This is a genomic window from Metabacillus flavus (assembly GCF_018283675.1).
Lineage (GTDB): Bacteria > Bacillota > Bacilli > Bacillales > Bacillaceae > Metabacillus_B > Metabacillus_B flavus.
The window spans coordinates 2,327,616-2,348,863 of record NZ_JAGVRK010000001.1 but is presented as its reverse complement, the minus strand read 5'-3'; the positions used below and the strand labels follow the sequence as shown (position 1 = coordinate 2,348,863).

Annotated in this window: 25 protein-coding genes; 22 read left to right on the top strand and 3 right to left on the bottom strand. The window is 43.6% G+C overall.

The genetic code is table 11. From position 1 onward, the window contains the following. The 3 genes from J9317_RS12095 to J9317_RS12085 all read left to right on the top strand — a co-directional run bounded on the left by J9317_RS12095 (nucleotide 1) and on the right by J9317_RS12085 (nucleotide 1,900). Entirely contained in the window at nucleotides 1-696 is a 696-nt protein-coding gene (locus J9317_RS12095) for a CoA transferase subunit A (protein ID WP_211558934.1), read from the top strand. A 12-nt stretch (nucleotides 697-708) separates the two neighbouring features. Then, nucleotides 709-1,377, top strand: a complete 669-nt coding sequence (locus J9317_RS12090; RefSeq protein ID WP_211558932.1) for a CoA transferase subunit B — start codon at nucleotides 709-711, stop codon at nucleotides 1,375-1,377. Nucleotides 1,378-1,516: 139 nt separating this feature from the next. Next, nucleotides 1,517-1,900 (top strand): hypothetical protein, encoded by a 384-nt coding sequence (locus J9317_RS12085; RefSeq protein WP_211558930.1) that lies wholly within the window; start codon nucleotides 1,517-1,519, stop codon nucleotides 1,898-1,900. A 148-nt stretch (nucleotides 1,901-2,048) separates the two neighbouring features. Here the strand turns inward: J9317_RS12085 and J9317_RS12080 are convergent, their stop codons facing one another. The 3 genes from J9317_RS12080 to mciZ all read right to left on the bottom strand — a co-directional run bounded on the left by J9317_RS12080 (nucleotide 2,049) and on the right by mciZ (nucleotide 4,075). Beyond that, on the bottom strand, nucleotides 2,049-2,837 hold the full coding sequence (locus tag J9317_RS12080) for an SDR family oxidoreductase (protein ID WP_211558928.1): 789 nt from the start codon (nucleotides 2,835-2,837) through the stop codon (nucleotides 2,049-2,051). 121 nt (nucleotides 2,838-2,958) lie between these two features. Beyond that, nucleotides 2,959-3,879 (bottom strand): aldo/keto reductase, encoded by a 921-nt coding sequence (locus tag J9317_RS12075; RefSeq protein ID WP_211558926.1) that lies wholly within the window; start codon nucleotides 3,877-3,879, stop codon nucleotides 2,959-2,961. A gap of 73 nt (nucleotides 3,880-3,952) precedes the next feature. Continuing rightward, nucleotides 3,953-4,075 carry a Z-ring formation inhibitor MciZ gene (gene mciZ, locus J9317_RS12070; RefSeq protein ID WP_066098927.1) on the bottom strand — a complete coding sequence of 41 codons (123 nt, stop codon included), beginning with the start codon at nucleotides 4,073-4,075 and terminating at the stop codon, nucleotides 3,953-3,955. Nucleotides 4,076-4,156: 81 nt separating this feature from the next. Between mciZ and J9317_RS12065 the strand changes: the two genes are divergently transcribed. From J9317_RS12065 to spoVAE, 19 genes are all read left to right on the top strand, one after another. Continuing rightward, entirely contained in the window at nucleotides 4,157-4,711 is a 555-nt protein-coding gene (locus J9317_RS12065) for an NUDIX hydrolase (protein WP_211562328.1), read from the top strand. Beyond that, a complete protein-coding gene (locus J9317_RS12060) occupies nucleotides 4,708-5,874 on the top strand; it encodes an endonuclease Q family protein (protein ID WP_211558923.1) in 1,167 nt (388 codons plus the stop codon). The genes J9317_RS12065 and J9317_RS12060 overlap by 4 nt, the downstream gene beginning before the upstream one ends. A gap of 641 nt (nucleotides 5,875-6,515) precedes the next feature. Continuing rightward, entirely contained in the window at nucleotides 6,516-8,942 is a 2,427-nt protein-coding gene (locus tag J9317_RS12055; protein WP_211558921.1) for a PhoX family protein, read from the top strand. 101 nt (nucleotides 8,943-9,043) lie between these two features. After that, nucleotides 9,044-9,694 (top strand): stage II sporulation protein M, encoded by a 651-nt coding sequence (gene spoIIM / locus J9317_RS12050; protein WP_211558919.1) that lies wholly within the window; start codon nucleotides 9,044-9,046, stop codon nucleotides 9,692-9,694. A 113-nt stretch (nucleotides 9,695-9,807) separates the two neighbouring features. Further along, entirely contained in the window at nucleotides 9,808-10,272 is a 465-nt protein-coding gene (gene fur / locus J9317_RS12045) for a ferric iron uptake transcriptional regulator (protein WP_035404220.1), read from the top strand. Nucleotides 10,273-10,398: 126 nt separating this feature from the next. After that, entirely contained in the window at nucleotides 10,399-10,626 is a 228-nt protein-coding gene (locus tag J9317_RS12040) for a YqzK family protein (RefSeq protein ID WP_211558917.1), read from the top strand. A gap of 6 nt (nucleotides 10,627-10,632) precedes the next feature. After that, on the top strand, nucleotides 10,633-11,523 hold the full coding sequence (gene xerD / locus J9317_RS12035) for a site-specific tyrosine recombinase XerD (protein ID WP_211558915.1): 891 nt from the start codon (nucleotides 10,633-10,635) through the stop codon (nucleotides 11,521-11,523). Between the two features lie 194 nt (nucleotides 11,524-11,717). Then, a complete protein-coding gene (deoB, locus tag J9317_RS12030) occupies nucleotides 11,718-12,911 on the top strand; it encodes a phosphopentomutase (protein WP_211558913.1) in 1,194 nt (397 codons plus the stop codon). A gap of 5 nt (nucleotides 12,912-12,916) precedes the next feature. Further along, the gene (locus J9317_RS12025) at nucleotides 12,917-13,747 is read left to right on the top strand and encodes a purine-nucleoside phosphorylase (protein ID WP_211558911.1); all 831 of its coding nucleotides are present in this window, start codon (nucleotides 12,917-12,919) and stop codon (nucleotides 13,745-13,747) included. Beyond that, nucleotides 13,744-15,048: a pyrimidine-nucleoside phosphorylase gene (locus J9317_RS12020; RefSeq protein WP_211558909.1), complete on the top strand. Its 1,305-nt coding sequence runs from the start codon at nucleotides 13,744-13,746 to the stop codon at nucleotides 15,046-15,048. The genes J9317_RS12025 and J9317_RS12020 overlap by 4 nt, the downstream gene beginning before the upstream one ends. Before the next feature lie 194 nt (nucleotides 15,049-15,242). Then, a complete protein-coding gene (locus tag J9317_RS12015; protein ID WP_211558907.1) occupies nucleotides 15,243-16,403 on the top strand; it encodes a D-alanyl-D-alanine carboxypeptidase family protein in 1,161 nt (386 codons plus the stop codon). A 95-nt stretch (nucleotides 16,404-16,498) separates the two neighbouring features. Next, entirely contained in the window at nucleotides 16,499-16,852 is a 354-nt protein-coding gene (gene spoIIAA / locus J9317_RS12010) for an anti-sigma F factor antagonist (protein WP_211558905.1), read from the top strand. Next, nucleotides 16,852-17,292: an anti-sigma F factor gene (gene spoIIAB / locus J9317_RS12005; protein ID WP_035411257.1), complete on the top strand. Its 441-nt coding sequence runs from the start codon at nucleotides 16,852-16,854 to the stop codon at nucleotides 17,290-17,292. Before spoIIAA ends, spoIIAB begins: the two co-directional genes overlap by 1 nt. 11 nt (nucleotides 17,293-17,303) lie before the next feature. Further along, nucleotides 17,304-18,062 (top strand): RNA polymerase sporulation sigma factor SigF, encoded by a 759-nt coding sequence (gene sigF / locus J9317_RS12000; RefSeq protein ID WP_035411255.1) that lies wholly within the window; start codon nucleotides 17,304-17,306, stop codon nucleotides 18,060-18,062. A 303-nt stretch (nucleotides 18,063-18,365) separates the two neighbouring features. Next, the gene (locus J9317_RS11995) at nucleotides 18,366-18,983 is read left to right on the top strand and encodes a stage V sporulation protein AA (protein ID WP_211558903.1); all 618 of its coding nucleotides are present in this window, start codon (nucleotides 18,366-18,368) and stop codon (nucleotides 18,981-18,983) included. Continuing rightward, nucleotides 18,973-19,395, top strand: coding sequence for a stage V sporulation protein AB (locus tag J9317_RS11990; RefSeq protein WP_211558901.1), 423 nt, complete (start codon nucleotides 18,973-18,975; stop codon nucleotides 19,393-19,395). Before J9317_RS11995 ends, J9317_RS11990 begins: the two co-directional genes overlap by 11 nt. A 13-nt stretch (nucleotides 19,396-19,408) precedes the next feature. Next, on the top strand, nucleotides 19,409-19,864 hold the full coding sequence (gene spoVAC, locus J9317_RS11985) for a stage V sporulation protein AC (RefSeq protein WP_211558899.1): 456 nt from the start codon (nucleotides 19,409-19,411) through the stop codon (nucleotides 19,862-19,864). A 12-nt stretch (nucleotides 19,865-19,876) separates the two neighbouring features. After that, nucleotides 19,877-20,896, top strand: coding sequence for a stage V sporulation protein AD (gene spoVAD / locus J9317_RS11980; protein ID WP_211558897.1), 1,020 nt, complete (start codon nucleotides 19,877-19,879; stop codon nucleotides 20,894-20,896). Next, a complete protein-coding gene (gene spoVAE / locus J9317_RS11975; RefSeq protein WP_211558895.1) occupies nucleotides 20,896-21,246 on the top strand; it encodes a stage V sporulation protein AE in 351 nt (116 codons plus the stop codon). The genes spoVAD and spoVAE overlap by 1 nt, the downstream gene beginning before the upstream one ends. The last annotated feature ends 2 nt before the right edge of the window (nucleotides 21,247-21,248 follow it).

Sequence of the window (21,248 nt, the reverse complement as noted above, 5' to 3'; positions counted from 1 at the left end):
ATGAAGCCGGTTTATCATTCTTCTTTAAAGGCAGTAGAGGATATCCGTGATGGTGCGGTCTTAATGGTCGGAGGATTCGGTCTTTGCGGGATTCCCGAGAACTTAATTTTGGCTTTAGCTGAAACGGGTGTAAAAGATTTGACGGTTATTTCGAACAACTGCGGTGTGGATGACTGGGGTCTTGGATTGCTGCTGAAAAACAAGCAGATAAAGAAGATGATCAGCTCTTACGTCGGTGAGAATAAGGAATTTGAACGCCAGGTTCTTGCAGGAGAACTGGAAGTCGAGCTTCTTCCGCAGGGAACACTAGCCGAAAAGATCCGTGCAGGCGGAGCGGGAATTCCGGCCTTTTTTACTCCGGCAGGATATGGAACCGAGGTAGCGGAAGGAAAAGAAACAAGATCCTTTCATGGAAAAGAATATGTTCTGGAAGAAGCGCTCGCAGCTGACTTCAGCCTTGTAAGAGCGTACCGGGCTGATAAAATGGGGAACCTCATCTACAATAAGACCGCGCGTAATTTCAATCCAATGATTGCAGCAGCCGGTAAAATTACGATCGCAGAGACGGAGGAGCTTGTTGAGACCGGATACATTGAACCGGATCAAATCCACACTCCAGGGATTTACATACAGCGTCTCATAGTCGGAGAGCAGCAGAAGAAAATCGAGCGCCGGACTGTAAAGAAAACGGGATGAGGGGGAACGGTCATGATTGAAGATAAAGTGCTGGTCAGAGAAAAAATAGCAAAGCGTGCGGAAAGAGAAATTCAAGACGGCTTCTACGTGAATCTTGGAATCGGGATGCCGACCCTTGTTGCAAATTATATCCAGGAAAACAAGCAGGTTGTGCTGCAATCGGAGAACGGCCTGCTCGGCATCGGACCATATCCTGAAGAGGGGGATGTAGATCCGGATTTGATAAACGCTGGAAAAGAAACGGTCACCGCCATTTCAGGAGCTTCCTATTTTGATAGCGCCGAATCGTTTGGCATGATCCGCGGAGGCCATGTGAACCTGGCGATTTTAGGCGGGATGGAAGTTTCAGAAACAGGAGACCTGGCAAATTGGATGATACCTGGTAAAATGATTAAAGGGATGGGCGGCGCGATGGACCTTGTTCATGGCGCACAGCGGATCATCGTCATTATGGAACATGTCAGCAAGAACGGTTCTCCAAAGATTTTAAAAGAGTGCTCATTGCCTCTTACAGGAAAAAAAGTCGTACACCGCATTATTACGGACCGGGCTGTACTGGATGTTACCGAGCTTGGATTGAAATTGGTGGAAATCGCAAAAGGGTATACAGTCGAAGATATTATAAATTCGACTGAGCCTGAACTAATAGCAGGAGACGACGTGATTCTCGAAGCTTATTAACCTGCAAAGGCAGAACGGCGGTAAATCCCTGTTCTGCCTTATTTTTTAGGCTCTGTTAAAGCCTGATGTTGATTCCTGCAACGGAAATCAACAGCCAAGTTTAACAGAGCTATTTTTAAAAAGAAGGGTGCGGGAAGCAATGGGAAGAATAATTGAACTGGAAAAAGACAAAGCAGTTGTTCGTTTAACGGGTCTCACAGGGTTTTTCGCCATTAAAATGAAGCTCGACATTCCTTATGAAACAATTAGCCAGGTCTATGTGGATCAATTTGAAGCTCCAAGATGGATGATGCGGATGCCAGGGACGTCCATTTCTTTTCTCCATATTTATGAAGGAAGCTATAAATACAGGAATGAGTGGTATTTTCTTTCCTACAGCGGCAGAGGACCGCTACTGTTAATGGAACTTAATGGCCATCCTAAATACAGGCTTATTGTGCTGCAGGTAGAGAATCCGACTAGAACCGCTGCTGAGATTCGCACTCAGCTAAGATTGCGGGAAGAAAATCAGGCTGAGGAATGAGAGAGTTTATTCACCGAATAGAATTTCGACTGCTTCATATTAGAAAGCCTTTTCTCATAAACTTTACAAACTCTTTTCACAGGAGACTTGAATTTAAAGATGCACTAAATAAAAATAGGCGGAACAACGGCTCCGCCCATTTCTAGCGTTATAGCAGGGACTCTGCCCCATCAATATAAATTTCTGTTCCTGTGATATGAGAGGACTGTTCGGATGCAAGAAAATAAACAAGATCGGCTACCTGTTCAGGCTGACCGGATCCTTGGGCAAGAGGCTGATTGCCTTCCGGGTATTCGACCGGAATTTCTACCTCTTTCAGGTTCTCCTGCTTGTCGGTTGAAGCATCGATATTTGTGTCAATCGCACCCGGGCAAATAGCATTTACTCTGATCTTAAATTGAGCCAATTCCAGCGCAGCCATTTTCATAAAGGCAACCTGAGCCGCTTTCGTTGTGCTGTAAGCTGACATCCCGAAGTTCTTATAGATGCGGTTCCCGTTAATGGAACTGGTAATGATAATGCTGCCCCCGTTTTCTCTAAGCAAAGGAATGCTGTATTTCACAAATAGAAACGTACTTCTCAAATTGATTTGGATCGTTTTATCCCAATCGTCTGCTTCCATTTCTTCAATTGATGAGAAGACGCCATTTATTCCTGCATTATTAAAGATAATGTCTAAATTACCCCAATGGTTTTCAACCTCTTCAATTGCAGCCTTAACCATCGCTTCATCCGCCATATCCGTTTCAATCGCAATGGCTTCCCCGCCAAATTGATTAATTTCATCTCTTACCTCAAGCGCGCTTTCCTTATCCAAATCCAATATGCAAACCCGAATTCCTTCACGAGCAAATTTTAGGGCAGCCGCTTTACCAATACCGGATCCTCCGCCTGAAACGATTGCAACCTTCGTGTTTTTTACCGAACTGTTTGTCATTCCTATGTACCTCCAGAGAGTTATTTACGATTTCAATACCCTTTTTGGAGAAGAATTCATCCATCCATTGAAAAAAAGATACAAAAAAAGCTCTGATCCATTAGCGGCCAGAGCTTTCTTTCTATTCTCTATGCTGTTCATATTGGCCGGCCTTGCTTATTTTGCGAAGAAGCCCGGCTTCTTCCTTAGTAAGCGGTTCTGCATGCACAGCCGCTGCATTCTGCTTTAGCTGCGAAAGCTTGCTTGCCCCAGGAATCACGGCTGCAACAGCTGGTGAAGCCAGGCAATATTGGAGGGCTGCCTCCGTATAAGAGTGTCGCGGTGCCGCTTTTTTCAATTCTGCACGCAATTCAGCAAGCTCTGCAAAAGAATAGCTCATATATCCTTTTTCTTTCATATTTGAACTAGCCTGGTCTAACTCCCGGTCAGAAAGAATTCCTTTGGCCAGCGGCCCCCGTGCAATAACACTGACTCCATGTTCCTCGATAAGAGGAAACCATTCCTCCGGTCTCCGGTCAACTAGACTGTATTGCATCATGATAGAGACAATCGATGATTTCTCAAGATACTGCTTGATTACGTTCGGTCTTATGGAAGAAATCCCGTACTCTCGTATAAGACCTTCTTTTTTCAGTTCTTCAAAGGCTTCAATCGTTTCATCAATATTGTCATCGATTGTGCCTCCGTGCAGCTGGTAGAGGTCAATGTAATCTGTCCCAAGTCTTTGTAAACTGTCTTTGACAGCCTTCTGGATATGAGATTGTGACGGATCCCACGTCCAGCCTTCCTTTCCTTCTTCCCAGCGATTCCCCGCCTTTGTCGCAATGATGAGGTCCTGTCTGCGGTTTTGAATGGCCTTACCCACAAATTCTTCATTTAGACCGAAGTCGTAAAGGTCGGCTGTATCAAAATAATTAATCCCAAGCTCGATGGCTTCATCAATGATGGATCTTGCATGTGACTCTTCTTTGCCAAGTGACATGCAGCCCAGCCCCATTTTGCTCACATATAAATCTGAGCGCCCGATTTGTCTCTTTTCCATCAGCGTTTCCCTCCTGTCCTATATATTCTGACAGTAGTATACCGCCGATGAAATTGCAAACGGGAAGCCTGTCTTATGTTTTGTCAATCCATTCCTTAACAGTTGTAAATTGCTTGCTGTATTCCTTTAGTTTCATTCTGATTTCCCATGCTTTTCCGACAAGGATGATCCCTTTTTCAAGTTTGTATATTTTCATGCGATCCCGTTCCTTTCGTTTAAAGAGGGTTATGATAGAATGTATGAGGATAGCGTGAATATTACGACAGGAGCTGAAAAGATGGAGCATTTAAGAGAAAAAGAACTTTCATCCGAGCAAATATACTCAGGCAAAATCATTGATTTATATGTACAGGAAGTCGAGCTTCCTAACGGGAAAACTTCAAAGCGCGAAATCATTAAGCATCCTGGGGCAGTGGCTGTTATAGCCCTGACAAGTGACGGGAAAATATTGATGGTTGAGCAGTTCCGCAAGGCGCTTGAACGGACTCTGGTTGAAATTCCAGCAGGAAAACTGGAAAAAGGCGAAAAACCTGAAACAACTGCAGTTCGTGAGCTGGAGGAAGAGACAGGCTATACAGCAGGAAGTATCGACCATCTTATTTCGTTCTATACATCACCAGGTTTTGCGGATGAACTGGTTCATTTATACATAACTGAAGACTTAATTCCTTTAAAAAATAAAGCAAGTCTTGACGAGGATGAGTTTGTGGAGTTAATGGAAGTGACGCTTGAAGAAGCAGAGGAAATGGTGGCAAACGGGCGAATTTATGATGCAAAAACGGCCTATGCTGTTCAATATTTAAAGCTTCGTCAAGCAATAAAGGCAAAATGAAGGAATTTTTTGCCGATCTGCACGTTCACATCGGCTCTTCCATGTCAGGAAAGCCAGTTAAGATTACCGCTTCCAGAGCATTAACCCTTTCGTCTGTTTTAGCGGCAGCCAGCGAAGAGAAGGGAATGGACATAATTGGCATAATAGATGCCCACGTCCCGGAAGTTCTGGAAGAAGCAGATCATTTGCTGGAAACAGGTGCATGCATAGAGCTTGACGGCGGCGGAATCCGTTTTCAAAATACGACCCTGATTCTTGGGTCAGAGCTCGAAATCTATGACGAAACTTGTTCTGGACCCATTCATGTACTTGTCTATTTTCCACACTTGAAAACAATGAAAGAGTTCTCGGTATGGATTTCTCAATACATGAAAAATAATACCCTCAGCTCGCAAAGAATCTACGCACCAGGGAAGGTTCTCCAGCTGAAAGTAAAAGAGCTGGGCGGACTATTCATCCCGGCTCATATATTCACTCCTTTCAAAAGCTTGTATGGAAGGGGAGTAAAAAAATCATTAACCGAGGTCTTTGATCCGAGTTTAATTGATGCGGTGGAGCTGGGATTAAGCGCGGATACAGAAATGGCGTCTGCCATTTCCGAGCTTGATGTTTATCCTTTTGTAACGAACTCGGATGCTCATTCAACAGGTAAAATAGCAAGAGAATACCAGAAGCTGCGATTGATGGAACCTTCCTATAAAGAATTAGTATTGGCTCTTAAAAATGAGAATGGAAGAACGATCCTTGCAAATTACGGTCTTAATCCGCTTCTAGGTAAATATCATCACACTGTATGTGAAGGCTGTGGCGCAGCCGTGACCTATGAAGTCAAGGTCTGTCCAAGATGCCATTCAAGGAAAGTCGTAAAAGGGGTCAGTGATCGATTAAAGGATCTTGCGGATTCGCCTGTAAACATAAACACCCGCCCCCCCTACATTCACCAGGTTCCGCTTCAATTTTTACCGGGGGTTGGACCTAAAACACTTGTGAAACTGAAAGATCATTTCGGTACAGAAATGGATATTCTTCATCGTGTATCGAAGGATGAACTAGCCCGTGCAGTTCCTGCAAAAATTGCGGAGCTAATTGCAAATGCGCGAAGCGGTAGACTTGCCATATTTGGCGGCGGGGGAGGCGTATACGGTAAAGTTGATCGAACATAAACAAAGCCAAAAAGGCAGCTGAATCCAAGGGGTTCGCTGCCTTTTTGGCTGCTGAATTTATAAAAAATCTGTGAGTATTATAGCGGTGGTCCGTTTTCATCCTCTTAAGTGATGCCAGTGAATTTGAATCGTCCCCAATATTAATGGTCGCTCATTAATGGATCGGTGATGGTTTTGATGGTGCCAGAACTCATAATTGCAAGCATTAGTTCCTAATTCATTAGTAACGGCGTCGTACTTTTTCGCTTGCAAAGCGAGAATAAGGGATAAAATGTCCGAAAAAAACGCCTGAATATCTAAAAAGAAACCAATTCGCAATAATTTTGTATTGATTATGTTAATTTTTGTAATGAAATATATTACCAGAGTACTATTATTCCGAATTAAGTTTAGGGTGTATTTGGTGTTTATATAAAATAAGGAAATGAATTCGGTTAAATGACCAATAAAACTGCGGTGAATTTCATTAAATGATTTATTGCAAGTGGTGATCTTTTGGATTGATGGAATTAACATATTATAGTAATTTTTATATACAGTGTGAAAATTTAGACGAAATTATACAAAAGGTAACAAAAAATTTACAATCCTCTGATTTAATTAGAACTGTAATGGATTTATATACTTTTAGGGGGATTGACATGAAAAAAAGAATGGCAGCAGCAATAACGCTTAGTCTAATGGTACCTGCTTTCACTTCCGCAGGAGCTGTGAGCGGACCAGTAACAGTGAAATCCATAGAATATAAAGGCATGGAGGCACCTAAGACCATCCCTGAAATGGTGAACACCTATACAAAAGCTTCAATTGAAGTAACCTACAGCAACGGCTTAAAAGAAAATTATCCGCTCTCTTACAACCGTCTTTTCAAATCAGAAGACAAAGTAGCAGTTAACAAAGGTCAAATGATTGCAGCGGGTACTCCGATCGATGTGAACGGTAATCCTATTATGGACAACAGCGTTGAAGGCAAGCCTGTACCGTTCGTTTCTGATGCACCGGACTCCAACAGTCTTCTGAAAGTCGGCAATGAAATTTATATGGTCACTCATTATGAATACCAGACATTGGATGCGGCCGGGAAATCTGCGTACGGCATCGTCCCTGCTTCTATGTCCCTTTCAAAAATGAAACAGGATAAAAAGACAGGCAAGCTTGTCCCTGAGAAAGTGGAAAAAATTGATTTCTCTGATGTAAACGGAATCTGGATTCCATGTAACGGATCGACTTCTCCGTGGGGAACGCATTTAGGATCTGAAGAGTACGAGCCGGATGCACGCAGCTTTGAAGCAGATCCAAAGTCTCCAGCTTTCACGCAGACTACAAGCTTTGCGAAACTCTATTTCGGTGATGAAAAGAAAGCAAACCCATACAACTATGGATGGATTCCTGAAATTACAGTCAAGCCTGGCGGAAAAACGGAAGTTATGAAGCATTACAGCACAGGAAGATTCTCTCACGAGCAAATGCAAGTAATGCCTGATAACCGCACTGCGTTCTTCGGTGATGACGGAGCCAATACAATGATGTTCATGTATGTAGCAGATAAGGAAAAGGATCTTTCAGCAGGAACGCTTTATGCTGCGAAGTTTAACCAAACAGGAACAGAAAACGGCGGTTCCGGGAATTTTGAGTGGATTAGCCTTGGCCACGGAACAGACGCCGAAATTAAAGCGATGATCGACAGCGGTGTGAAGTTCAGCTCAATCTTTGAAGTTTCTGACACAGAAAAAGAAGGCTTTACAGCTGTTAAAACGTATTCAAATTCAAAAGTTGAATACCTGAAGCTTAAACCAGGAATGGAAAAGGCGGCTGCCTTCCTTGAACCGCGCCGTTACGCTGCAATGAGAGGTGCAACTTCTGAGTGGAATAAAATGGAAGGTCTTGCGCTCAATAAAAAAGACAAAAAGGTCTATGTCGCGATGGCTGATGTATCAAAATCGATGGAAAAAGATGCTACAGGAAAAGAGCCTGCAGATCACATCCAGCTCCCGAAGATCAAATCCGGTGCGGCATATGAAATGAATCTTGGAGGCGGCCAAAAGGATCAAAACGGCCAGTCTATCAACAGTGAATATGCAGCATCCTCCATCAGCGGACTTCTGACAGGAGAAGACATGGCAGCGCCTGATGCTTACGGAAACACTGCGAATCCTAATAAAATCGCAAGCCCTGATAACCTGAGCTATTCAGAAGATATGAATGCCCTTCTGATTGGTGAGGACAGCGGTGCCCATACGAATAACTATGTTTGGGCATATGACCTGGATACGAAAAACCTCGAGCGCCTTCTTTCCGTGCCGGCAGGAGCTGAGGCGACTGGATTGCGTATGATTGAAGACATGATGAATCATTCTTATATGCTGAGCAACTTCCAGCATCCGGGAGACGGTCTTAAGGATCTATCAATCACAGCTGTTAATAAAGAAGCACTGATTGCTGAAGTAGACAAGCAAATCGGAATCAATAAAACAGGCGGAGTCGGCTATGTTGACGGATTCCCGCAATTGAAAGAAGGCTCTGCAGCCATTCACAAAAACCCAATCGGCATGATGAAAGTTAAGAAAAACGTGCCGCTTTACAAGATTGACAGCAATGGCGAGCTTTCTGAGTCCGCAGAGCTTAAGAAGGGTTCCTACCGTGTTTATGGTCAATTGAAAGATTACTATAATGTCGGCGGCGCTTATTATGTGAAAAAAGAGGAGAAGGGAATCTCCGTTTATAATGGCAGAATCCTGATCAAATCACCTTTGACTATGTATACACCAGATGGAAAAGTTCACAGAACGCTTAAAAAAGGTGAAGCTGTCAGAGTATTTGATAGAGAAGACGGCAAGTACAATGTTGGAAACGGCTATTATGTAAAAGAAAACAGAAATGCAGTGTACTATGAAGGGATTGCTATGATTAAGCAGGACATCTCTTTAATGAAAGATGGAAAAGTAACGAAAAAACTTAAAAAGGGAAGCATGTACCGTGTGTATGGAGCAGAAGGAAGTAAACTAATGCTCGGCGGCGGACAATATATTGAAGCTGACAAAGCTTCCGTCACATATATTAAGAACTGATTTTGGCGAGAAGCTGCTCCTAAAGGGGCAGCTTTTTCTTCGGTATATTATCCTTCCAGCTGCATACAATCTATTAACCTAGGGTTTGGGAGGACAAGTATATGAAAAGACAGCCGATGAAAGCATTCATCGCGAATCACATAAAACATCACTCATCCATTTATTTATTTGTCTGCGTGCTGTTCATGATGGGGGTTATATTCGGTGCGATTATTGTTAACAGCATGACATTCACACAGAAAGAAGATCTGTTTTTTTACCTCAGCCGATTTTTTGGACAGGTCACGGACGGAAAAGTAGCTGATTCCACCGAAATGTTTCAGCAGAGCTTTATGCATAATGTTAAATATCTCGGGTTGATTTGGATTCTCGGCATTTCCATTATTGGACTTCCTATTATCCTGATCATGCTGTTCCTGAAGGGAATGGTAGTCGGATTTACTGTCGGCTTCCTTGTCAATCAAATGGGCTGGAATGGGTTCATCCTTTCGTTTGTTTCCATCCTCCCTCAAAACATTTTGATCATACCTGGATTTATCGTGCTGAGTGCCGCAGCTATCTCTTTTTCCCTTAAGCTTGCCATGTACGTGTTAAATAAAAAAAGAAACTTGATTGACTCTCCGCTTCAATCCTTCTCTAAGTACGCAGCTGTTTTTGCAGGAATCATTGTTATGATCGCTGGAGCATCCGTCTTGGAAGCATTTGCTTCCCCTGAACTTATGAAGGCGGTCGTACAGATTGTTAATAAATAATAATCGTTTTCATTTTATAATCATTATAATCTTTTAATTGTAATTATTTTAGTTGGAACCCTTTCGCTCTTCTGCTATAATGGTTGAGGAAGCGGCGAGGGAGGAAATCGTTCATGGAAAACCGCATTGACCGGATTAAAAAGCAGCTCCATTCTTCTAGCTATAAGTTAACGCCACAGCGTGAAGCGACCGTTCGGGTTTTGCTCGAACATGAAGAAGACCATCTGAGTGCCGAAGATGTTTACCTCCTCGTTAAGGAAAAATCTCCGGAAATTGGCTTGGCAACGGTCTATCGGACGCTTGAATTACTGACAGAACTGAAAATTATCGATAAAATAAACTTTGGTGATGGTGTATCCCGTTACGATTTGCGGAAAGAGGGAGCAGCTCATTTTCATCACCACTTAGTGTGCATTGAATGTGGAGCAGTAGCTGAAATTGAAGATGACTTGCTTGAAGATGTAGAAGAAATCGTGGAGAGAGATTGGAAGTTTAAAATAATGGACCACCGTCTTACCTTTCACGGAATTTGCGTAAAATGCCAGCAGAAAAAAGAAGATCAGGAACAAAGTGAATAAGAATACATAAGACCTTTCCACCTTAGCGGAAAGGTCTTTTTTCTTTCCCTCCGATTCGTATAAAAGCAAGGCGTTCCGGCATATAATGGAGTATCTAAAAAATGAGACAAGACTTCGGAGGCCCTCATGAAACGATATTTGCAAGCGGGAGTAGACATGTTTAAAGTATTCATTGTCTTTACTGGATTTACGATTCTCTTCTACTATGCTATTATTTGGATTAACTTAGAGTATCAGGATTACCATCGGTATGATCCTCCTGAAGGATCGGCGCTGAAGGTAACAAAGATGGTGGAGAATCAGCCAGATCAGTGGCTGAGCCGTCTTTTCTTCTTTTATTCAGATGGGGAGTAGAGGAATGTGAATGATCAGCTAAAAGATTTCATTCATTACATGGTCGTAGAACGGGGTTTATCGCATAACACCGTTGTTTCCTATGAGAGAGATTTGAAAAATTATCTGCGGTTTTTGACTGAGCAGGAATTGGACAGCCTGAATAAGGTGTCAAGAGTCCATATTATTCAATTTTTAAAGATGCTTAAAGAGAGCAGCAAATCGAGCAAAACAATTGCCCGCCATGTTGCTTCAATTAGGGCGTTTCATCAATTTTTGCTTCGTGAAAGAGCGGTTGATCAGGATCCTTCTGTCCACATTGAAACACCCCAGGTTGAACGGACGCTTCCTAAAGTTTTATCCCTGCAGGAAGTAGAGAAACTTATGGACACCCCGTTAATGAATTCACCTTTTGGATACAGAGACAAAGCGATGCTTGAGCTTTTGTATGCTACCGGAATACGGGTAAGCGAGATGACGCAGCTTAATTTAGCTGATGTTCATTTAGAAATGGGCTTTATTCGCTGCTTCGGCAAAGGCAGCAAAGAACGAATTGTGCCGATCGGACGGACAGCGGCCGGTTCAATTCAAGATTATTTGGAAAAAGGCCGCGTTAAGCTTGCCAGCAGGAAAGAAAAAACGGATGCTCTCTTTCTAAATCATCACGGCAAGCGCATTACAAGGCAGGGTTTCTGGAAGAATCTCAAGAAAATTTCTCTGGAAGCTGGAATTCAAAAGGAATTGACTCCCCATACATTAAGGCACTCATTTGCGACGCACCTGCTCGAAAATGGAGCCGATTTGAGGGCAGTTCAGGAAATGCTGGGTCACGCAGATATTTCTACCACGCAAATCTATACACATGTGTCGAAAACAAGATTAAAAGATGTGTATCAGCAGTTTCATCCAAGAGCGTAAACCCCCTTGCTTTAATAAGGGGGTTTTTTCTATATGTCTTACGATCTTTGACATTCTTCTCCAAATTAAAGGAATACTGCTTATATACGGGATTAAGATTGTCAGGTTGTTTGTAACCGGTTTATAATGAGGTTGTCAGACTTCTGACAGGATGGCTTCGTTATGAAAAAATCCCGATTTTGAGGAGGGTTTCTATGAGTAACTATACATATAAAAGGGTGTTTGTTATCGTCCTTGATTCAGTTGGCATCGGGGAAGCACCGGATGCAAAAGAATTCAACGATGAAGGCGCGGATACATTAGGTCACATAGCTGAAAAAATGAACGGGCTGAATATGCCGAATATGGCAAAGCTCGGACTTAGCAGTATTCGAGAAATTAAAGGAATTCCGGTGCCGGAGCAGCCAAAGGCTTTTTATACGAAAATGCAGGAGGCGTCAAGCGGTAAAGATACGATGACCGGGCATTGGGAGATCATGGGGCTGAACATCAGCGAGCCTTTCCAGGTATTTCCGGAAGGCTTTCCGAAAGAATTGACTGATCAGCTTGAAAAGGAAACAGGAAGAAAAATCATTGGAAACAAGCCGGCTTCCGGGACAGAAATTCTCGACGAGCTGGGCGAACAGCATGTGAAAACGGGAGATTTAATTGTGTACACCTCCGCGGATTCCGTTCTGCAAATTGCCGCTCACGAAGAGATTGTTCCGATTGACGAATTATATGATATTTGCGAGAAGGCAAGAAAGCTGACTATGACTGAGCCGTTTAAATTAGGACGTGTCATTGCAAGACCGTTCATCGGGGAACCGGGAAATTGGACAAGAACATCAAACAGACATGATTACGCGTTAAAGCCATTTGGCAGAACGGTATTGGATGAGCTGAAGGATGCGGATTACGATGTAATCGCCATCGGGAAAATCTCCGATATTTATGACGGGGAAGGGATTACAGACTCCATCAGAACGAAGTCAAACATGGATGGGATGGACCAATTTATTGAAGTGATGGACCGTCCATTCACCGGCATCAGCTTTCTGAACCTTGTTGACTTTGATGCCCTGTTTGGCCATCGCCGCGATCCTGAAGGATATGGAAAAGCACTTGAGGAGTTCGATGCACGTCTTCCTGAGGTTTTTGAAAAATTAACTGAAGATGATTTGCTCATGATTACGGCGGATCATGGAAATGATCCGATTCATCACGGAACCGACCATACGAGAGAATACGTTCCTTTATTGGCTTACAGTCCGCGGATGAGTCAAGGCGGAGAAATACCGGTTAGAAAAACATTTGCTGATCTTGGAGCTTCAATCGCAGACAATTTCCAGGTGCAAATGCCTGAATACGGAACAAGCTTTTTAAAAGAGATAAAAGAGGAGGGATAAGCGGTATGAATGAAATGAGCACAGCAGCGGATTATATCCAGTCGAAAATCGGTCAGGCGCCGGAAATCGGGTTAATCCTCGGATCGGGACTTGGGGTCTTAGCAGATGAAATTGAGGAAGCGGTAAAAATGCCTTACGAGGACATACCTGGATTTCCTGTTTCCACCGTTGAAGGACATGCAGGCCAGCTTGTATATGGCAAGTTGAGAGGCGCGAACGTTATTGCCATGCAGGGCAGGTTCCACTTTTATGAAGGGTACGATATGCAAAAGGTTGTCCTGCCGGTACGTGTGATGAAGCAGATTGGAATTAAAACGCTAATCGTTACGAACGCAGCAGGCGGTATCAACGAAGAATTTGAGCCGGGCGACCTGATGCTGATCCGTGATCACATCAACAATATGGGAACCAATCCATTGATTGGCCCGAACGATAAAGAACTCGGTGTTCGTTTTCCTGACCTTTCACAGGCTTACAGCAGGGATCTGCTCGGTTTAGCAAAGGAAACGGCAAACGAGTTGGACATCAAAATCCAGGAAGGTGTTTATGTAGCCAATACTGGCCCCGTTTACGAAACTCCTGCAGAAATTAAAATGCTGAGAGTTCTGGGGGGAGATGCAGTAGGAATGTCGACCGTACCTGAAGTGATTGCGGCTCGGCATGCAGGTCTGAATGTCCTTGGCATTTCATGTATATCCAATATGGCTGCCGGAATTTTGGATCAGCCTTTATCCCATGATGAAGTAATCGAAACAACAGAGAAGGTGAAATCCAACTTCTTAAGCCTTGTAAAAGGGGCAGTTGAAAAAATTGTGGAAGCGGGTGCAACAGCATGAGAATGGTCGATTTGATTCAAAAAAAGCGCGATGGATATGAGCTCACAACAGAGGAAATCAACTATCTCGTTGAGGGATATACAAATGGGGATATTCCGGATTATCAAGTAAGCGCCTTTACGATGGCAGTGTTTTTCCAGAACATGACGGCAAAAGAACGCGCCGACTTGACAATGGCCATGGTTCATTCCGGTGAAACGATCAGTTTGAAGGAAATTGAAGGAATCAAAGTAGACAAGCACTCAACGGGCGGCGTTGGGGATACAACGACATTAGTGCTCGGCCCGCTTGTAGCAGCAGTAGGCGTGCCAGTTGCGAAAATGTCAGGAAGAGGACTTGGCCACACAGGCGGAACAATTGATAAGCTTGAAGCGGTACCCGGCTTCCATACCGAAATTGAGAATGATGAATTTATTCGTTTAGTAAACAAGAATAAGCTTGCCGTTATAGGACAGAGCGGCAATTTAACACCAGCGGATAAAAAGCTTTATTCATTAAGAGATGTTACCGCAACTGTTAATAGCATCCCGCTTATTGCGAGCTCCATCATGAGCAAAAAAATTGCTGCAGGCGCAGACGCGATCGTTCTTGATGTTAAAACAGGATCAGGGGCTTTCATGAAGGAATTGGAAAAATCCAAAGAGCTTGCTCAATCCATGGTTGAAATCGGGAATGAAGTCGGCCGCAGAACGATGGCCGTCATTTCTGATATGAGCCAGCCGCTTGGTCTTGCTATCGGAAATGCGCTGGAAATCAAAGAAGCGATTGATACGCTCAATGGAGAAGGCCCGGAGGACTTGCAGGAGCTTTGCATGACGCTCGGCAGCTACATGGTTTATCTTGCAGAAAAAGCTTCAAGCCTTGAAGAAGCGAGAACACTTCTTCAGGAAGCGATTGACAGCGGAAAAGCGATTGAAACCTTTAAAACATTCCTGGAGGCTCAAGGCGGTGATGCATCAGTCGTTGACCGCCCTGAAGACCTTCCGAAAGCGTCATTCATAACAGAGCTTGAAGCAAAAGAAGACGGATACGTCAGCGAAATCGCTGCCGATGCTGTTGGAACAGCTGCTATGTGGCTAGGTGCAGGAAGAGCAACGAAGGAATCCGTTATTGATTTGGCTGTAGGACTTGTCCTGAATAAAAAAATCGGTGATCAAGTAATGAAGGGTGAATCCCTCGTGACCATCCACAGCAATCAGGAAGATATAAAAGAAGTAAGGGAAAAGCTTTACGATAGCATCAAACTGAGCTCTGAAAAAGTCGATGCGCCAAAGCTGATCTATGCAACGATAACCGAATAATTTCTGAAGCGAAGGGTCAATGATCCTTCGCTTTTTTCTTTTCCCCCAGTTTTAGTTACTGAATATTTGTGCCTTCCTTATAGTAGAACCTATCGAAACCTCAAATAACGGATCTACCTTTTTCATAAACCTGGATGTATAATCCCGCCCGGATTGGAGAAAATGGACTGTATCTTAATTGGGAGGGTTTGGAAATGAAAAAAAGTTTTTCCATGCTATTAATTGTTTGCTTCCTTTGTACGATTGCACAAGGAGCATTTGCAAAAGAAAACAGCCTGAATTTGGCGCCGCAGGCAAAGTCTGCTGTGCTGATTGAGCGGGATACAGGCAAAATCCTCTATGAAAAAAATAGTGATGAACAGCTTCCGCCGGCAAGTATGACGAAAATCATGACGATGATTCTTATTATGGATGCATTTGATAAGGGGAATCTGAAGCTATCGGATAAAATCAGAACAAGCGAATATGCGGCTTCCATGGGAGGATCACAAATTTTCCTTGAGCCGGGAGAAGAAATGACAGCTGATGAAATGCTTAGAGGGATTGCAATCGGTTCAGGAAATGACGCATCCGTCGCGATGGCTGAGCATCTTGGTGGTTCAGAGGATGGATTTGTTGAGCTGATGAATAAGAAAGCTGCTGAACTCGGACTGAAAAACACCCATTTTGAAAATACAACCGGCTTGCCTGAAAAAGGACATTACAGCACGGCCCATGACATGGCGGTTATGGGGAAGGAGCTTTTGAAATATGAAAATATTACAAAGTATACAGGGAAATATGAAGATTACTTAAGAACGGATACAGATAAGAAATTCTGGCTTGTCAATACGAACCGGCTTGTAAAATTCTATCCTGGAGTAGATGGGGTGAAAACCGGCTTTACGAATGAAGCGAAATATTGTCTGACAGCTACTGCGAAAAAAGGGAACATGAGAGTGATTGCCGTCGTAATGGGCGCAGAAACGCCAAAGGACCGGAACAATCAAGTAACAAAGATGCTTGATTATGCTTTCAGTCAATATGAAACCCATCCGCTCTATAAGAGAAGTGAAGTAATCGGCGTTCAAAAAGTAAGCAAAGGCAGCGATCAAACCGTAAATCTTGTGACATCTGAGCCGATCTCTCTTCTTACAAAAAAGGGAGAAAATACGAAAAACATTACAAAAGAGGTTATCCCTAAAAAGAACCTGGCTGCTCCTTTGAAAAAAGGGGATGTTCTTGGAATGCTCGTCCTGAAAAAAGACGGAGCGGTAGTAGCGAAAAGTCCGCTCATGGCCGAAAAGGATATTAAAACGGCAAGCTGGTGGTCCTTATTCAAACGGGTCATGTCGGACTTTACAAAAGCTGGCTGATTGTGCCGAAAGACCACTAGTTTTGTCAAGGGGCAGGAAAACGCCTAAGGAAAAACGAAAGACTCATACAAGCACTGAACAAGGAGGAATTGCAGATGAGTCTAGCCGTTGAACTTAGCGTTCGAGAATCTGTGCTGTGCATTCGTCTATCGGGTGAATTAGATCATCACAGTACGGACGAATTACGGTCAAAGGTGAATGAAATTTTAGAAGAGGGCCAAGTGAAACATATCATCCTGAACCTTGGAAACCTCATGTTTATGGACAGTTCGGGTCTTGGTGTCATCCTGGGCCGTTATAAGCAAATTAAGCAGCGCGGGGGAGAAATGGTTGTATGCTCCATTTCCCCGTCGATTCAGCGTCTCTTTGATATGTCGGGTCTGTTTAAAATTGTCCGTTTGGAAGAAGATGAAGAAAAAGCGCTTCAGACATTGGGGGTGGCTTCATAATGAAAAATCAAATGGAGCTGCAGTTTTCAGCCCTTAGCCAAAATGAATCTTTCGCAAGAGTAACGATCGCTGCATTCATTGCCCAGCTTGATCCAACAATGGATGAGCTGACGGAAATTAAAACGGTCGTATCTGAAGCTGTTACAAATGCGATTATTCACGGCTACAACAATGATCCGAGCGGTATCGTCTATATTACGGCCTCTTTAGAGGAGGAAGTCGTCCAGCTTACCATCCGTGATGAAGGGATGGGCATTCATGATCTGGAAGAAGCAAGACAGCCTCTTTTTACAACGAAACCTGAGCTTGAACGGTCCGGAATGGGTTTTACCATAATGGAGAATTTTATGGATGATATTCAAGTGGAATCAGCCCCTTCTCTAGGGACATCGGTTAAATTGACAAAGCATTTATCGAAAAGTAAAGCTTTGGTTAATTAAGGAGACGAGCCATGGATGTGGAGGTTAAGAACGAACAGAAGAACGTTCAGTTAAAAGACCACGAGGTGAAAGAGCTGATTTTAAAAAGTCAGCAGGGTGACCAGCAAGCGAGGGACACAATCGTTCAGCGCAACATGAGACTCGTCTGGTCGGTCGTCCAAAGATTTTTAAACCGCGGCTATGAGCCGGATGATCTTTTTCAGATTGGCTGCATCGGCCTTCTTAAATCAGTAGATAAATTTGATTTGTCCTACGATGTCCGGTTCTCTACGTATGCGGTGCCGATGATTATCGGTGAAATTCAGCGCTTTATACGGGATGACGGAACGGTAAAGGTCAGCCGGTCGCTTAAAGAGCTTGGAAATAAAATCAGGCGTGCAAAGGACGAATTATCCAAAACATTGGGCAAGGTGCCGACAGTCACAGAAATTGCTGCTCATCTTGAGATATCACCTGAAGAGGTTGTTTTAGCACAAGAAGCTGTCAGAGCTCCTTCCTCCATTCATGAAACAGTTTATGAAAACGATGGGGATCCCATCACATTGCTTGATCAAATAGCGGATCATACCGATTCAAAATGGTTTGATAAAATTGTCCTAAAGGAAGCGATCGAGGGCCTCGATGAAAGAGAAAAACTGATTGTGTATTTGAGGTACTATAAAGATCAGACTCAATCTGAAGTGGCAGAGAGGCTTGGGATATCACAGGTTCAAGTATCGAGACTGGAAAAGAAAATATTAAGTCAGATGAAAAGTCTGATGGGCGGATAGCCGCAAAAAAAGTGAATCCTCTGGATTTGCTTTTTTTTGTGCTCGTTTCTAATTTAGATGAACTAAAACTGTTTAGGCTGATTGGAGCTGATGGCGAGACTCCTTTGGAGCAGCCAGACAAATGGGACGCGCAGGCGCTTAGTGCGGGGAGGGAGCGTGAATTAGCCATTCACTGAAGCGAAGTTTACGAAGACAGCTTTTTGTTTAAATGGTAATTTGTGTATATAAGCTCTGTCTGCATGTTTAAAGGACGTACATAGCATACTACTTATACACTGAGTATCATCATGGGATGTGAAGAAAGTGGCTAAAACGGTTTACATAAGGCTGAGGCATCGGATTCAAACGGCCCCTGAGACGTCCTTAGTTTTAGCGGATTTAGCTCAGGTAATCGATTCGGAGGAAGATTCTTCATTAAAAAAAATTGATGTATATAAAGTGACGGCCGGGGACCGGAATATGGTCGTTGTGGATGTTATGCATGTCATTAAAATGATCAGAAGAGCAGAGCCGAATGCAGAAATCCAATCCATCGGCCCAACGCAAACAGTTGTGGAAATTGTTTACGAGAGAAAAAAGAGGAAGCTCATTTATTTAATTCTCGTTTGGATGCTTCTGTTTGTTGGAGCCGCAATGGCCATCATCAATTTTCACGAGGATGTGAGCATGCAGGCGGTGCATCAAAAGCTGTACTTCATGCTGACAGGCCACAGACTTGAAAAACCGCTGCTGCTCCAAATTCCTTATTCCATAGGTTTGGGACTGGGAATGATTTTATTTTTTAATCATGTGTTTAAAAAACGCATTAATGAAGAACCGAGTCCGCTTGAAGTCGAGATGTTCAAGTATCAAATGGATTTGGATCAATACGTTGCAATGAATGAAAACAAAGAAAGTGTGAAAAAACTGCATGATCATTAGCATGCTGTTCATTATTTTTTTGGGTTTATCCTGGGGCTTCGCTGTCGGAGCGGGATTTGTTGCATTTCTTGCTGTTCTTGGGATTATTCCCAGGCTGAGCCAGCTGACGAAAACAATGACCTTTATTCAAACATACGAATGGAGCGTGGTGACCGGTGCAGCAGCAGGCGGATGGATGAGCTTGAGAAATACAGTTTTGAATCTTCCCTCATTTTTCTCGGTGCCAATTGGGTTAATGGATGGAATGTTCATTGGTCTTTTGGCAGCAGCCCTTACTGAGGTGCTGAATGTACTGCCGATTCTTGCAAAACGAATTGGCATTGCTGAACAGATTCTGATCATGCTTATGGCCATCGTACTCGGTAAAGTATGCGGATCGCTCTATCATTGGATATTTTTTGTGGATCAGTAAAGGAGGAAACAGAATGTCAAAGCTAAAAGATCATTATTCAGATAACATTAAAGCTTATCAGCCGAAGCCGAATTACTTTCTAAATTGTGTCAAAGCTTTTGTCGTCGGCGGGATTATTTGTGTCATAGGCCAGGCCATCAGCAATTTCTATATGACCTTTTTCAATTTCACAGAGGATACGGTCGGAAATCCTACGGTAGCAACCTTAATTCTTATTTCCGCCGTGTTAACGGGAATTGGAATCTATGACCGGATCGGCCAGTTTGCAGGTGCAGGATCTGCGGTTCCGGTTACTGGATTTGCAAACTCAATGACGAGTGCAGCCCTTGAGCATAAAAGTGAAGGATTAGTGCTTGGAGTTGCAACAAATATGTTCAAGCTTGCGGGAAGTGTCATCGTATTCGGTACAGTAGCCGCTTATATCGTAGGAATTATCCGCTATTTCTTCGGCATGCTGATAGGATCGTAAGGAGGATAAGTCATGAAACTGACTGGAAAGCAAACCTGGATTTTTCAAAATAATGTATTTGTCACCTCCGTCGGAACGGCAGTCGGACCGAAAGAAGCGAAAGGCCCTCTTGGCAATCTTTTTGATGAAACACATGATGACCTTCATTGCGGGGCAGACAACTGGGAGCTTGCGGAGCGCAAACTGATGGAGCAGGCCATTGGCCATTCACTGAGTAAAGCAGGCTTAAATGCAGACCAGATTGACTTTATGCTTGCCGGGGATTTATTGAATCAAAATGTAACCTCAAACTATACTGCAAGGCACATGGGAATTCCATTTATTTGTATGTTCGGAGCATGCTCCACATCGATGGAGACCGCAGCACTTGGATCTTTGCTCGTCGACGGAGGATATGCTAACAAGGTGATTGCTGCAACAAGCAGTCATAATGCAACTGCTGAGCGCCAATTTAGAAATCCTACTGAATATGGCGGACAGAAGCCGGATACATCCACATCAACCGTAACCGGGTCTGGTGCCATGCTTATTACAAATGAGCCCAGTGAAATCCGGATTACAGCTGCCACTATCGGTAAAGTGCAGGATTTAGGAATAAAGGATGCGAACGACATGGGTTCTGCTATGGCACCCGCAGCAGCCGATACAATACAGCGGCATTTGGAAGACATGAACCGGACACCGGAAGATTATGATTTGATTTTAACAGGTGACTTGTCCGGAGTCGGAAGCCCGATCCTAATCGACCTCCTTAAAGAAGAAGGCATTCAGATTTCATCAAAGCATCAGGATTGCGGTCTTCTTGTGTACCGTCCTGATCAGAATGTATTTGCTGGAGGAAGCGGGTGTGCCTGCTCAGCAGTTGTTACTTACGGTCATATTTTTAATGAAATGAAGGCTGGAAATCTGAATCGTGTTCTTGTAGTCGCGACAGGAGCACTGCTAAGCCCGACAATGATTCAGCAAAAGGAATCGATTCCAACCATTGCTCACGGAGTAGTGTTTGAACGAACTGCAGGAGGGATGGCGTGATGGAATATGTACTCGCATTCGTTTGCGGAGGATTGATTTGTGTGGTGGGGCAAATTCTTTTGGATAAGTTCAAATTGACCCCAGCTCATGTAATGAGTTCCTTTGTTGTAATCGGGGCGATTCTCGATGGGTTTGGGATATATGATAACTTTATCGATTTTGCTGGAGCTGGAGCGACTGTGCCGATCACATCGTTCGGACATTCCCTCCTGCATGGAGCGATGGAGCAGGCGGATGAACATGGGTTTATCGGAATTGCTATGGGAATATTTGAACTGACGTCAGCGGGTATCTCATCTGCAATACTTTTCGCCTTTATCGTAGCGGTTATCTTTAAACCGAAGGGGTAGGA